The following is a 14,345-nucleotide window of genomic DNA, read 5'->3' as shown; positions in this document are numbered from 1 at the left end:
TATTATACTATGTTAAGATATTTTTTTCCAAGCAGTGGTGAGGGAGCTGAACTTTATGGTGGTTTTCTGCAGAGTGATGGATTATTTTTTAAAACATTTGATGTTAAGGAAAATTTAGTTGAATTATTATTAGTTGTCAATGATTTTTTAGATAAAAACGGATATGATACTATTAATATTAATGAAATTGACATTGAAGATTTCAATTATGAAAAACATCCTGTTTCGCTGTCATTTCATGATTATTTAGAACAATTTGTTTTATTTATTGAGAGAGACCAATTTACAAAGCCACAAACTTCGTTTTTAATCAATGAGCTTAAAAAGTTCAGAGATGATAGAGAATGGGAACAATTTCATAATCCCAAAGATTTATCGATCGCTTTAAGTATAGAGTCAAATGAGTTATTAGAGCAGTTTCTTTGGAAGAATCATGAAGATGCAAATAGAGACAAAATAAAAGAGGAACTTGCAGATGTTTTTGCATATGCACTATTACTTGCAGACAAGCTGAACCTAGATGTTGAAAAAATAGTTCTCGAAAAAATTAAAAGTAATGCAAAAAAATACCCTGTAGAAAAGGCTAAAGGAACAGCAAAAAAATATAATGAACTATGATAATATATCAGAATACTAAAGAATCATTTATCAATGATGTCGTTTCAAATAATATAGAAAATATAATTCATGATTTTTTTAAATTAAAATTAGGTCAAGCTTCTACAACAGGTGAAATAAATTCTTGGAAAAATTCTATGCAATACATGAATAATGTATTGGTAGACAATGAAATTCCTAAGGATGCAGGAGTTATTATTGAATACCAAATTCCACAAACTTCCAAAAGGATTGACTTTATACTTACGGGGCAGGATGAGAAAAATAAAAACTATGCTATTCTTATTGAGCTAAAGCAATGGTCTGAATCTGAGATGACAGACAAAGATGCTGTTGTTACAACATTTGTAGGTAAGAGGAATAGAGAAGTTAGTCATCCGTCGTATCAAGCATGGTCATATGCATCATTATTAGAGGGTTTTAATGAGGCTGTTTATACTTCTAATATACAATTGAAGCCTTGCGCTTATTTACATAATTATACTGCGGACAATAAACTAGACAATAAATTTTATCAAGAGTATATTGATCTTGCGCCTTTATTTTTTAAGACAGACATATTCAAGTTAAGAGATTTTATAAAGAAATTTGTCAAGTTTGGGGATAAGGATAATATCATGTTTGAAATTGATGGAGGCAGAATTAGACCTTCAAAAAGTTTAGCAGATAATTTGTCATCTATGTTGAAAGGGAATGATGAATTTATAATGATTGACGATCAAAAAGTAGTTTATGAAAATGCTTTAGCTTTAGCAAAGAAGGCAACTTCAGAAAAAAAACAAGTTTTAATAGTTCAAGGTGGACCAGGAACAGGAAAGTCAGTTGTTGCAATTAACTTATTAGTAAAACTTACGAGCCAAAAGTACTTAGCTCAATATGTGACAAAAAATGCTGCACCTAGAGCTGTATATGAAACAAAATTAAAAGGCTCATTTAAAAAATCAGAAATCACAAATTTTTTCACTGGTTCAGGATCATTTACCAGTGTAATGCCTAATATTTTTGATGCTCTAATTGTAGATGAAGCGCATAGATTGAATGCAAAGTCTGGGATGTATAAGAATTTGGGAGAAAATCAGATAAAGGAAATAATGAATGCTACTAAGTTTTCAATATTTTTTATTGATGAGAATCAGAAGGTTGCAATTCATGATATTGGTGAAATTGATGAAATAAAAAAGTGGGCTGATGAATTTAATGCAGATGTGACTGTTCTAGAGTTAAATTCTCAATTTAGATGTAATGGTTCAGATGGTTATTTGGCTTGGTTAGATTATATTTTACAAATTAGAGAAACAGCAAATACCGTATTAGATACCGAGGAGTATGATTTTAAAGTACTCGATAATCCAGCAGAATTAAGAGATTTGATTTTTGAGAAAAATAAAATTAGCAACAAAGCAAGACTTGTTGCTGGATATTGTTGGAAGTGGAATAGTAAAAAAGATTTTAAAGCAAATGATATAGTATTTCCAGAATATGATTTTGCAATGAAATGGAATCTTACGGAAGATGGAATGAAGTGGGTTATTCAACCAGAATCAGTTAATGAAATTGGATGTATCCATACTTGTCAAGGATTAGAAGTGGACTATATTGGTGTTATTATAGGCGAAGACTTAATTGTTAGAGATGGTATTGTTATTATTAATCCAAATAAGAGAGATGCAAATGATTCAACGGTTAGAGGATACAAAAAAATGATGAAAAGTAATCCTATTTATACGCAAGAATTAATGAGTATAATAGTTAGAAATACTTATAGAACATTGATGACTAGAGGAATGAAAGGTTGTTATATTTATTGTGTAGATAAAGAAACTAATGAATATTTTAAAAAATTAGTAGTACAAGAGTAATATTAACGGAACAAAAGATCCTACTTTAAAAAGAGGTAAAGAAAATTTTGATGAATATGTTAAAAATATTTATCGTGTTTTAATGACAAGAGCGATGAAAGGATGTTATGTGTATTTTGTAGATAAAGAGGTTGAAAAATATTTTAGAAGTAGAATTAAGGATTGAAAAACATATGAAGTCTTTAAATTATTAATGCCTAATTTAAAGACGATTCAATTTAAATTTAAAAATCAAAATTGTTTATATATTTGGTTTGTAGGGAAATATTACCTAAATTCACGTTGAATTTCAACTTTTAAAAGTTAGATTTGCACAAAACTAAAAAAAAATGTGATGAAAAACATAAATCAAATTTGTGATTATGTCATTCTTAGATTAAAGCAAGAAGAGGATATGCCTTTGAGTAATATTAAGTTGCAAAAACTTTTGTTTTATATTCAAGCATGGCATTTAGCATTTAAAAAAGTTAAATTGTTTAACGGAGATTTTCAGGCTTGGGTACATGGACCTGTTAATAGGCAGATTTATGATAGGTTTAATTCAAGTAAGTATTTATATTCTGAGATTAATATAACTGACATTCAAGATTTAGAAGTAATAGCTAAACTAACAGATGAAGAAATATTACATATTAATAAAGTTTTAGAGGTTTATGCACCATATTCTGGTGTAGATTTAGAAGAAATGACACATAAAGAAGAACCTTGGATTTCTGCAAGAAATGGTTACGCTGCAAATGAAAGGTGTGAAGAAGTAATTGATGATGTTTTATTAGGAGAATATTTTAGAAAGAGAATTCAATAGTAGTTTATGCCCCAAGATACAATCATTGTAACTCCAATAAGTAAATCCTATCAACCAGTTGCAACCAAATTAGATAAAAATAAAAAATGGGCTTTTTCATTTGAATTTTTTAATCAAATTAAATTCTTTGGACTAAGTAATTCTGACCCACAATGGTTTGTATCATTGATAGAAAGGTTAAAAGATTTGTCTCAAAAAGAAAGATCCGCAATTTTTAGTGATAAAAACACAAAAAATTTTTATCGATACCATAGAATTAATTGGGAAAGCAAAAATATCCCGATTGATAAATCTGATATAACTTGGGTAAATAAATTATATATTGATAATGATGATGATTTTCCATTTCATCAATTTCAAATTTCAAAAGCTAATGGTAGAGTAGTAGGTTTTTGGAATGAAGATCATACTATTTTTTATATAGTATTATTAGATCCACTTCATAACTTACAGCCATCTAAAAATTATCATTATGTTGTGAATGATTGTTATCCATTAAGTTGTGAATATTCATCAATGAAAATTGACATTCACAATGCAATGAGAGAAAAGCCACAGTGTAACGACTGTAATATAAAAAATAGCATTTCAAAAATCCCAACTAAACTAAGCTCTTGTAATGCAATTTTAGGTTATTTAGATGATGATTTTTTAAATGAATATGAAAAAATATCTCATAAGGTAAGCTTTTCGGAAATCATGGAAGAAGGGATATTAAAATTTATGGAAAAAGAATAGTTTTAATACTTTTACAACCCCAATTTACTTATTATATCTTCAACTTTTTTCTCTGTATTGCTTAATTTTTCTTTACAAAAAAGTATTAATTTTGATGCTCTTTCTACTTTTTCAGCAAGTTCATCGATGGAAACCTCATCATTCTTTAATTGGTTTAAAATTTCTTCTAATTCTTTTGAAGCATTTTCGTAATTAAGCTCTGCCATTTGTTTGTGTCTTTTGTTATTACTGCCTTTAATTTTCTGTTGTATAATTCAATTTCAATTTCATCTCCAAGTTTTAAAATAGTCTTGTTATTGATGACAATATCATTTATTCTTATAATGCTATAACCTTTTTTAAGGACGTTTTTGGGATCAAAAATTTCAGGAATATCCTCAATACTTCTAATAAAATTATTTTCTTTTTTTAATATACTTCGTACATATAAAAATATCAAATTCAAATTTTGTTCATTATTTTTTATAGCATTAGATGTTAATTGTCTAGAGTATAATAGAATCATTTCTTTAAATTCTGAGAAGCTTCTTTTTTGATTACTAATATAGTTTTTAGGTTTAGCATTTATCACTTCTACACCCAAATTTAAAAATGATTTTTCTTGATTTAACCTATGATTTACTTGTGAAATAATTCTATTTGAAATGGTATGTAAGCTTCCCCTATTTAATCTTGTAATACTATGAGACTTTGAATGTAAATACTGTGTATTAGAATTTAATTTATTTTTAACTGCTAATATTTTTCTATTATAATATTCCTTAATATAATTATAACTTGACGTTACTTTTACGTAATATTGGTAAGCTCTTTCTACTAAATAGCTGCCAACAGCACTGGGTGTTTTGAAATATTTGTTTGCAACTAAATCAATAACAGAAATGTCTGTTTCGTGACCAATTCCTGTAAAAACAGGAAGATGGAAATTTGCTATTTCCTTTGCTAAAATATAAGAATTGAAAACTTCTAGATCAAGTTTAGAGCCACCTCCTCTTATTATCATAATTGCATCGAATGTTTTGTTTTTCAATTTATTGAGTGCAGATAAGATTTCTATTTCAGCCTTATCTCCTTGGACTTGACAATGGTATTCTATTACTTCAAATTTAAAGCCATAACCGTTTTTTTCAAGTTGTTTTAAAAAATCGATATGACCTGATGTGTTTGGAGAACCAATTAGAGCAATTTTTTGTATTACTATTGGAAGGTATACTTCTTTGTTTTTACCAATTAACCCTTCATTTTTAAGTTGCTCTAATGTATTTTGTTTCTTTTTTTCAAGTTCTCCGATAATAAATGATTTGTCAATAGATATGATTTTAATTTGTAAGCCATATATTTCATGATAAGTCAGTTCTGAATAACACAGAATTTCTGAACCTTTTTTTAAAATATTATTGAAATCAGTTCCCAATTCAGACTTAATTACGTCTATATTGTAATTCCAAATAGTTGCTTTACACTGTGCTAAAATTTGACTGTTTTTTGTTTCAACTAAATCAATATAACAATGACCACTTCTATGAAAACTTATATTAGAAATTTCCACTTTCAACCAAAAATATTTACCCTTGACTCTTTGTTCAAGATGTAGTTTTATTCCATTTAAAATTTTTGATAGGGAATAAGTTTTTTTAATAGTCATAAGTCAAATATATAAAAAAAACAATTTTGTCTTTACTTGCTAGGATTTTACTTGTTTTTGAGGAAGCCTCTTCAATTTAACTAAAAAACAAACAAACATAATTTTTAGAACTATTACTTATCTTTAAGATATTGTACTAATGGCAGTTCATCAAATTAAGAATAGGACACACTGACTTTCTCTAAATCAATGACTTTAAAAAGTAAAATCAGATTATAATTAGGATTAACTTAAACCTATCCAAACCACTTGTTATTGGAAGACATTTTTAATTTTTATTTTATAACATTTCCACCTTGATTACCATAAAGCTCATTATAATGTTCATTAACAATGTTAATAATATTATATTCTTTAATTCTTCTATCGTATTCAGCTACTATGTTTTCAATTCTTTGATTGTCAATATCATTAGGCATAAATTTTCTTAAATTTATGGAAAGTCCTTCAATCAAAAGGTCTTTACTATTTTGAGGTAGTGCAGTATTCTTCAATCCTTGTTTGCGGGTGACTAAAATTGAATTCACTAATAAGAAGAGTATGGCTTCTTCTGAAACCGAAATAATATTTAAAAAATTATTATTTTTCACATATCTCGCAGCGAGATTACGCTTAAGTTCAGCTGAGAAGCCTTCAAAAATTTGTTCTTTATCTTTCATAATATTGTAATTTTTTTATTTTTGGCAGTTTCCATAGGATACCGCGGCTTTGCTTGTGTTATGTGATTATTTCCGCCAATCTCTATATGTTATCAAATATATACAAGTTTTTAAGAGAATTCGAAAAGATAGTTAATCTTTTTCTTATGTTTTCGAGAAACTTTATTTAAAACCCCAACCCCTAACTAAAGAGGCTGGGGGGTATTACCTCAAAAACCAAGAATAGTTGGTAGAACTACCACTTAGTGCTTTTGAGACACCTTCAGAAAAGCTGAAGGCATTCACTCCTCTTTCAAGGAAAGTGTCAACATAGGAAGTCTTATTGCTCCCTGTTAGCAAATTGTAAAACTCCCACATACTGATATCGCCATTAGCATTTCTACAAAAGCTTTCATCTTGGTAATAGTCTTTAGCTACAGTATTAATGTGTCCATCATTCAAGAGCAGCTCAGGTATTAGAGCCTTTTCTTTTTTAGGCAGATAATTATACAATCTCGCTTTACCAATAATTTGAGCAAATTGACTTTCAGAAAGAGAATGGTCAACTAGGCTTTTCATAGTGCTTAAATGATGGTTGGCATTATAACCTTGTATAACATGTAGCATTTTATCCTCTAGGTCTAAATAGCTCATGGCTCTAATTTCACTTTGATAGCCATCTGTAGAAACGCAAAGATTACAACATACCATATTTTGGAAACCTATGAAGAATTTAAATTTTTCATACGTTTTCTTGTTATATAGGTTCTCTCCGTTATAATTTCTAACACCACCAACTGTCAGTGATAACTTGTTACCATTTATGGTTTCAGTAATACCTGGAATCCTTATAATAAAAGCCATTCTCTCAAAATATGAAGTCCTTTGATGTTCTTGCAAATCTTTAGCAGCAATGTGCAAAGCATCTGGAGTTCTACCTTTAATTTGATGGCTAACTCTAATTTCAGGAGTATCTAGGTTTTCATTTGGAAACATCCTAGTAATAGCTGACAATGTAGTTTCTATAAACTCCTGATGGCTTAAGGTAATTTCGTTGTCCTTTGTGAAGACTGGAATGACACATTTCTCTTTTAAATGAAAAAGGCTAACCTCCTCTGTGTTAGCCTCGATAAAAGGTGATTTTTGTGTAATATTTGAAGGTTCTTCTAAACCTAGATTCCTTACACCATTATAGATTTCAGGTATATGTAAAACTTGTTTATCTTCCCCAAAATTTTCACTTCTATTTTCTGAAGTAACTTCAATAAAAGAAGTGTTTGTCTGTATTTGTGCAGATTTATTTAAACCGATAGATATAATATCTGTAATAACTCTAGGTACTTGTGAAAGAGACTCCTCGTCTCTGATTTTAGTGAGTTCCATTTCCATTTGATGATATATTAGATGTTAGTTGTTGTAAAAGGTTTTTCTTTGCAACAAAGTCCTGTTCTATGCTTTTAGCAATCTCTAGGTTTTGGTTATAAAGATTTGTAAGCTCTGATAGATTATTGCATTCACTTACTTTAACCTGTAGCTCTCCCTTAGTCATGACACTATTGCACCAGTCTAAAATCTTTTTACCTGTATTTGAGTTAATAACAAACTGGGGTTTTCCTTCAAACAAGTTAGTCCTATCTTTAGAAGCTGTTGCAAAATGTTTGTAATCGATGTCAAAAACAATTGTAAACTCGTAGCTAATCTCATCTCTTTGTATTGCTTTTAATCCTACTTTTTCAGGAACCATCTTGCCATTTCTCTCACTCAGGACATAATCCTGTTTTACACGCATTGTGCAAATAATATGAATATCACTGTCTAATATCTTATTTACAAAAGCTTTCTGACGAGGTGTTACCTTATTCCAGTTAGTGAAACTATTACCAGCAAGGGAAGCATGATAATCTAATAGGAAATCCCAACAATGAGAAATACTATCCAGAATTATAACTTCCATACCTGATTTAATACATAAGTCTATTGCCTCAATGTATCTTTCTGGAGAATGAGGAGATTCTAGGTTTAAAACATTGTAACTACCTAAATGAGCATACAGATTACTTGACCCTGCTTCTGTGTCAATAACAGCTACTTTATCATGGTTTCCATTGGTTAGACCTTGAGCTAATAATAAAGCACTGTAACTCTTTCCTGCTCCTGATGGAGCCTGTAAAGCCATTTTTATTTTGGCTTGACTTCTTTCTGATTTTTTTAATTCCATGATTTATAATTTTAAAGATTAACATTTAAGTTTGTTTAGATTAAAATGAAAAAGCGACTATCACAAAATGTTATGATAGTCGCTTTTAAGAAGATTTTATTGGACATAAATCCAAAGAAAAATGGTCGCAACTCTTTTAGTATATTATATTTTCTATATAGTTTATATATAAAAAGTATGTATTCTTGTACTTCAAAAATTTATAATAGTAACCTAATGTTTAATTTGAGCTCAAATGATTAATGTCAGTTACTAACTCACCAATTGGTTTTTTTTCAAATACCCTGTATCTGGCATTACTGATTTTTTTGCTTTTATAATAGGCATATTTAAATTCCGTTTCTTTTCCATTTTTTAGAACAACAAAACTTTCAATAGCATTATTGAGTTTAGCATTGCTGAAATCTTTTTGATTACTTTTTTGATTTAAAAACTTATTTATTTCTAAGTTAAACTCCTGAGTAGTGAACATTCCCTTCTCTAACCAATTTTCAAAATTTGTATCAATAAAGTCATATAAGTCTTCTCCATAGTTACCTATAAACCTCTTAATATTGCCACTTTCACTAATACTTGCTTCTTTAATTTGACCTTTATTAATTAAATAAAGCTGAATACATTCAGCAATAAACTGATCAAAACCAAAATAATCTGTTTCACTCCATATAGAAGGAAACATTCCACCATGATAAACATCAACGCCTCCATTATCTTTGTAAAACGAAGAAAATTCTAAAATCCTAATTCTTCTATTTAATCCGCCATCATCTTCGGGTACACTATGATTTGTTGAAACAACAAATTTTGGCATTTCCTGATAAGAAATCTGCTCTTCATTTTGATATAGTTTTTTATGTTGAGTATTACCCGTAATTAAATTTTTAAGAAAAGGCCAATTAAACTTTGCTCCAGCATCAGAAATAATAAATAATCTTTGAAAGTTCCAAGATTGCATAAGAGTTGAATCATACTTAAGTTGTTCTGCTGACAATTCAGTTTTAGAAATAGTTAATTCCAAAATAGTACAAAGTAAATTCTTACCGGTTCCTCCTCCTTCTATCCGGTTTTGGGTTTTGTCTGTTAAAACAACCAAGTACCCTTTTCCTTCCTCATTAAAATCGTGAGTCAGGTATCCCAAAACAAGTTTTGTGTAATCAGAAATACCTATTGAATTATCAACAAAAGATCTAAAAAGGGAGTCTGTAATGTTTTCGAAAGACCAATCTCTCTCTTGTTTTCTGTCATGCCAAATAAGCTTATTTCCTAAACTATTATAATCGTTTAGAATAATGCATTCTGCAGTAATTGTTAGATAGCCATTTCTGAAAAACTTAACTGCTGATTCTCTTTCATCTACTAGAATAAGTGACTTGTCTAATTCTCTAAGTCGAGTAATTAATTTTCTTCCTTGAGAGAGCATATCTCTTTCAAATCTGTCTTTAGCTACATCTTGCTGAACTTTGTTTTTTTCGCTGATTATAGCTTTTAGGAAATTATAGAAAAAATTCTCATCTCGAAAGTAAATTTCATTATTAACAACTTGCACTAGAGCTTTGTTAAAAGTGTAAAAACCTAAAAGTTCACTTTGTATTAGTAGTTTTTCGAAATTAATCTTACAGGTTAAACCATCAATTTTCATAAACCAAAATTTACTATTTTTCATGTCGTCTTTTGTTTTACTAAGATTAGACAATCCAATACTTCATTTCGTTTATAATAACGCCTGTTGGCAATTCCATAAACTTTTAATTTTCCCATCTTAGTCCAAGCCCAAAGTGTGCTTGAATCAATTTTAAGAAGTTTGTAGGTTTCCTCTCTTGTTAGGAGTTCGTCGTGATTATCCTTGTTTAAGGATTGTTTTAGTTCATCTATCTGTTCTTTTACAGTAGATTTAATTAGCTCTTCGAATTGTGGTACATCTAAGTTATGTATCATGATTGTACTTGTCATAATTTTAATTTTTTATAATTATGATGCAAGTAGAATTAGGGAATTTTTAGGGATTCCCTAATTCGTTTCATTTAAATCAAAACCGATTTTTATTAAATGTGTTTCTATCTTTTGGACATTTTTTTTGGAGTTTAATGGGTGGTTTTTTGAAGTGGTGTCGTTATTGATAATTGGGTTTATCATAGGTTGTATTGTTCCTGATTTGACACTAGTTATTATACTTAGAATATTTGCAAGACTATTAATGGAAGAGATAAAAGGTTGTTTTTTACTTAAAAAGTCGATAATTCCAAGTTTTTGGAGATAGATTATTTTTTCAATACCTGAAATTTTGTCTAAATCTAATAATTGCACAATGTCATCAGATTGTTTTTGCATAGAAAGTTTTTCATTCAAAAAAAATATTTTTTTTGAGCTTGCTTTTTTTATTAGTTCTAAAGTCGGAACTCTTAAAAAGTCATAAAAACGTTGTTTATGTAAATTATTTAAAACCTTTAATTCCATTTCAATAAAAGTTGTTTCATCAAAAAATTCATTGTCATTTTTAAAAAGAAAATTTTCTAGCCTCTTATTGTAGTGGTCTTTGTACACAGTAAAACTGCATAATTCCCAGAAATAATTTTCTTCTTTACTTATTTTAAATAAGTCTTCTAAATATTCTCCAATCAAAGACTTTGAAGCGGATAAAATTTCTTTTATATGTGCTTCATTTTTAAAAATGTTGTAATTTATTTCGTAGCCACTTTGATCATCTATAGTTTTTTCAACATTTCCAAATGTGTCAATAATTTCACGGTCTTGACCCTCGTAAAAACAAATATTTTCATTAATATTTGAACATGTACTTAATTCTTCAATAACTAATTTTTCTAATTTTTCTGATTTCATAATTCTTAATATTAAAAGTAATCAGCAAGTTGTTTTGCTTTTTGTGTGTCGGTTTTTCCTATGTAGTTTAAGAACATCACTTCTGTTGAATGTCCTGTTGCAGAAATCAGTAAAGATGTGGGTATTATTCCATAAAAATTAGTCGCAAATGACCTTCTACCAATATGTGATGTAACAAGGTCACTTTTTTTATATATTCCAGTTTCTTTGCGAAATATTTTGCTTTTAGGTGCAGTCTCTTTTTGTATACTTCCACTTACCATTTGGGTTATCTTCGCAATCTCGCAAACGACTTTTATATAGGCATTATACTTTTGGTCTGATATAGCATAAGGAAACTTACCTTTTCTTTTAGCTAATATCTCTAATACTTTACTGTGAAGAGGAACTGTCATAACTTTTTCTGTTTTCTTTTGAGTAAACTCAATTAGACTTTTGTCATTTTCAATTCTTATTTGGCTATCACTAAATCTCATAAAGTCAGATACTCTTTGACCTGTATAACAACTAATTATTAACCAATCTCTGGCATTTGTTAAACTATCAGTTAATTTATCTTTCTCAATATTTTCTAGTTTTTCCAGTTCATCAAAGTTCAGGTATATTTTTTCAACTTTTGCTTTATCTATACGTAAGCCATCTAATTGTGGACTTGTTTCAAGTCCTGAAAAACGTGCATGTCTACAAACTGTTTTTACAAATGTTAATTCTCTTTGTATAGTATTTTGTGCGTAATTGTTTTTTTTGTAGAAATCTACGAATTCTTTTTTTAAGTTTTCGTTTACATCTTTTATAAGAATTACATGCTTTCTTATTTTCTGGAGCTCTTCTAATTTTTGTTTAATAACATTGAATTTTTGAACTGATGTGCTTTTTAACTCATGCTTACGGTAGTCAATATAATACGCAAAGTATTTAGTTAGTTCTAATGGAAGTGCTTTGGCTTTTTGAGGCGGATTGTAATAGTAATCCATTTGCATTTTAAGCCAATCCTTAGAAATTTCCTCTGGGACTGTCGTGTTAAATGCTTTTAAGATGTGGTTTTCAATTTCATTGAGGTCTTTGTTTATATCTACCTGTTTTGTTCTTAAGTCAGCATCTTTCGTATTTTTTTTATGTAGTTTGTTCCAATAGTCTTTTGAAACTTCTAGTTTAGTGTGTGCACCAATAACATAGTCAGTCTCATTAAATCGAAACAATAATCGTAAAATTAAATTCGCATTTTCCTTTGTGGAGCGGTATAAAAAATTAATGGTAGCCATCTTTTGATATAATTAAGCCATACAAATATATGTAATCTGTACGATATTTGTACGGTAAAATCCAACTTGCCCCAAAACAGTTCAATTTACATCAAATATTTAAATGTCAATAAGTGTTTATTTTTATTGACTTTAGGAGGTGTTTTGAATAAAAAAAGAGATTGCTGTGTTTTGTATTTTTGAGTTATTTGCAGTCCCTTCCTCTCTGCAAAATGACAATCCTGCTAAGTAATTTTAGCAGGATTTTTTTTATTCAACTTTTAGCAGGATGTAAAAATCAATAATTATGCTTTCTGGCTGTAAGAAATACTACAAAATGGTATATTTGTAAAGCGATAACGAGAATTAAAAAACCACAATTTTTGTTTTTGCGCAACAAGCCATTTTAAAACAAAAAACAATATGCGAATAGTCCTTAGTTGTTTCCTGCTTTTATTTGTTTTTAATGTTTTTTCCCAAGAAAACACAACTGTTGTTGAGGCTCCAATTGTAAAAGTTGATTCCTTATATAGAGAAGATCAGTTTTATTTTGCGATAACGTACAATACGCTGGTCGATAGGCCAACAGGCTTGTCTCAAAATAAATTTTCTTCCGGGTTTTCAGCGGGTTTTCTGAGAGACATGCCCATTAACAAAAACAGAACTATTGCCATCGCTTCGGGTTTTGGTTTTACGTATAATAATTACAATCAGAATTTAATTATTTCGCCAACGGATGCAGGGCCGGTTTATGCTTACATCGATCCGAATACAAAGTACAATAAAAATAAATTCTCCTTACTCTCTGTTGATGTACCTGTTGAATTTAGATGGAGGAGTTCAACTTATGAAAGTCATAAATTTTGGCGAATTTACACTGGAATAAAGTTTAGTTATTTATTGTATGATAAGTCTGTTTATGATGGAAGTACCGGTAAAGTGTCAGTTACTGGAAACAAAGATTTCAATAAATTTCAGTATGGCGCTTATATTTCATCGGGTTACAATACGATTAATTTATATGCGTATTATGGTTTGAATTCGTTGTTTAAGTCAGCGAAGGTCAACGACGAATCCATTAATATGCAATCTTTGAATTTTGGAATCATATTCTACATTTTATAACCACAGAACCAGTAATAGCAGCTGCGGTATTGCTCCCAGAATAAAACCTAAAATCAGTTCATTATTAGTGTGTGCTTTCATTTCTAACCGGGATGAAGCCACAAAACCATTCAGCAAAATCAGTATTGCAATAATAAAAGTATTCTGAATTTGGAGATGCATACTTAATTCAATTATAAATACCGTCAAGGAACTGATTGCTATCATGTGAAGGCTCGCTTTTATATTGGTAAACAAAAGGATGAGTGCCAAGATTGTGCTCAAAAGCGCCCCCAACAAAAAAAAGTGCAGTTCAGGATATCGGTCTATAGTAATGCTTTTTCTTACCAAAAGAATAAGCAAAAAACAATGTAGTACTAATGGAATTTTGCGCTGGGATATTTTAGATGCCATAATTGAATCCATATTTCCGGTTGCTCGCAAAAGCAGGAATGCCAAAACAGGAATAAATACCGTTACAATCACAACTTGAAAAAAAACAAATAGTTTTTCCTGACGTACAAAATCATTCCCATTGTAAAAAAGATAAAATAGTGTTGCCATTACCGGTATGAATATCGGATGGAAAACATAGGAAAACAATGGGAGTATTTTTTTCAAAACTGCTGATTTTTATCTAA

At 29.4% G+C, this 14,345-nt stretch carries 16 protein-coding genes; 6 read left to right on the top strand and 10 right to left on the bottom strand.

Annotated elements, in window-relative coordinates:
* Positions 1 to 9 precede the first annotated feature (9 nt).
* The 5 genes from ACP7AQ_RS01060 to ACP7AQ_RS01040 all read left to right on the top strand — a co-directional run bounded on the left by ACP7AQ_RS01060 (position 10) and on the right by ACP7AQ_RS01040 (position 4,020).
* Complete coding sequence (locus ACP7AQ_RS01060; RefSeq protein WP_426094060.1) at positions 10 to 618, top strand: nucleotide pyrophosphohydrolase; 609 nt, start codon at positions 10 to 12, stop codon at positions 616 to 618.
* The gene (locus ACP7AQ_RS01055; RefSeq protein ID WP_426094059.1) at positions 615 to 2,477 is read left to right on the top strand and encodes a DNA/RNA helicase domain-containing protein; all 1,863 of its coding nucleotides are present in this window, start codon (positions 615 to 617) and stop codon (positions 2,475 to 2,477) included. The genes ACP7AQ_RS01060 and ACP7AQ_RS01055 overlap by 4 nt, the downstream gene beginning before the upstream one ends.
* Before the next feature lies 1 nt (position 2,478).
* Entirely contained in the window at positions 2,479 to 2,643 is a 165-nt protein-coding gene (locus ACP7AQ_RS01050; protein WP_426094294.1) for a DNA/RNA helicase domain-containing protein, read from the top strand.
* A gap of 168 nt (positions 2,644 to 2,811) precedes the next feature.
* Complete coding sequence (locus tag ACP7AQ_RS01045; RefSeq protein ID WP_426094058.1) at positions 2,812 to 3,282, top strand: Panacea domain-containing protein; 471 nt, start codon at positions 2,812 to 2,814, stop codon at positions 3,280 to 3,282.
* 6 nt (positions 3,283 to 3,288) lie between these two features.
* Positions 3,289 to 4,020, top strand: a complete 732-nt coding sequence (locus tag ACP7AQ_RS01040; RefSeq protein ID WP_426094057.1) for a hypothetical protein — start codon at positions 3,289 to 3,291, stop codon at positions 4,018 to 4,020.
* An 11-nt stretch (positions 4,021 to 4,031) separates the two neighbouring features.
* Here the strand turns inward: ACP7AQ_RS01040 and xseB are convergent, their stop codons facing one another.
* From xseB to ACP7AQ_RS00995, 9 genes are all read right to left on the bottom strand, one after another.
* A complete protein-coding gene (gene xseB / locus ACP7AQ_RS01035; protein ID WP_426094056.1) occupies positions 4,032 to 4,226 on the bottom strand; it encodes an exodeoxyribonuclease VII small subunit in 195 nt (64 codons plus the stop codon).
* Complete coding sequence (xseA, locus tag ACP7AQ_RS01030) at positions 4,187 to 5,665, bottom strand: exodeoxyribonuclease VII large subunit (RefSeq protein WP_426094055.1); 1,479 nt, start codon at positions 5,663 to 5,665, stop codon at positions 4,187 to 4,189. The genes xseB and xseA overlap by 40 nt, the downstream gene beginning before the upstream one ends.
* 275 nt (positions 5,666 to 5,940) lie before the next feature.
* On the bottom strand, positions 5,941 to 6,324 hold the full coding sequence (locus ACP7AQ_RS01025) for a hypothetical protein (protein WP_426094054.1): 384 nt from the start codon (positions 6,322 to 6,324) through the stop codon (positions 5,941 to 5,943).
* A gap of 204 nt (positions 6,325 to 6,528) precedes the next feature.
* Positions 6,529 to 7,692, bottom strand: a complete 1,164-nt coding sequence (locus ACP7AQ_RS01020; RefSeq protein ID WP_426094053.1) for a DUF3871 family protein — start codon at positions 7,690 to 7,692, stop codon at positions 6,529 to 6,531.
* The gene (locus ACP7AQ_RS01015; protein ID WP_426094052.1) at positions 7,673 to 8,521 is read right to left on the bottom strand and encodes an AAA family ATPase; all 849 of its coding nucleotides are present in this window, start codon (positions 8,519 to 8,521) and stop codon (positions 7,673 to 7,675) included. The genes ACP7AQ_RS01020 and ACP7AQ_RS01015 overlap by 20 nt, the downstream gene beginning before the upstream one ends.
* A gap of 220 nt (positions 8,522 to 8,741) precedes the next feature.
* Positions 8,742 to 10,184: a hypothetical protein gene (locus ACP7AQ_RS01010; protein WP_426094051.1), complete on the bottom strand. Its 1,443-nt coding sequence runs from the start codon at positions 10,182 to 10,184 to the stop codon at positions 8,742 to 8,744.
* Complete coding sequence (locus ACP7AQ_RS01005; protein WP_426094050.1) at positions 10,181 to 10,456, bottom strand: helix-turn-helix domain-containing protein; 276 nt, start codon at positions 10,454 to 10,456, stop codon at positions 10,181 to 10,183. The genes ACP7AQ_RS01010 and ACP7AQ_RS01005 overlap by 4 nt, the downstream gene beginning before the upstream one ends.
* A 72-nt stretch (positions 10,457 to 10,528) precedes the next feature.
* The gene (locus ACP7AQ_RS01000; protein ID WP_426094049.1) at positions 10,529 to 11,359 is read right to left on the bottom strand and encodes a hypothetical protein; all 831 of its coding nucleotides are present in this window, start codon (positions 11,357 to 11,359) and stop codon (positions 10,529 to 10,531) included.
* A gap of 11 nt (positions 11,360 to 11,370) precedes the next feature.
* A complete protein-coding gene (locus tag ACP7AQ_RS00995) occupies positions 11,371 to 12,621 on the bottom strand; it encodes a tyrosine-type recombinase/integrase (RefSeq protein WP_426094048.1) in 1,251 nt (416 codons plus the stop codon).
* A 402-nt stretch (positions 12,622 to 13,023) separates the two neighbouring features.
* On the opposite strand from ACP7AQ_RS00995, the gene ACP7AQ_RS00990 reads away from it, so the two are divergent.
* Positions 13,024 to 13,725: a porin family protein gene (locus ACP7AQ_RS00990; protein ID WP_426090409.1), complete on the top strand. Its 702-nt coding sequence runs from the start codon at positions 13,024 to 13,026 to the stop codon at positions 13,723 to 13,725.
* Here the strand turns inward: ACP7AQ_RS00990 and ACP7AQ_RS00985 are convergent.
* Positions 13,720 to 14,325, bottom strand: a complete 606-nt coding sequence (locus ACP7AQ_RS00985; protein ID WP_426094047.1) for a hypothetical protein — start codon at positions 14,323 to 14,325, stop codon at positions 13,720 to 13,722. The two genes, ACP7AQ_RS00990 and ACP7AQ_RS00985, sit on opposite strands and share 6 nt — an antisense overlap.
* Between the last annotated feature and the right edge of the window lie 20 nt (positions 14,326 to 14,345).

This window comes from Flavobacterium sp. DSR2-3-3 (assembly GCF_049896585.1).
Classification (GTDB): domain Bacteria; phylum Bacteroidota; class Bacteroidia; order Flavobacteriales; family Flavobacteriaceae; genus Flavobacterium.
This window is presented reverse-complemented; position numbering and strand designations above follow the sequence as displayed.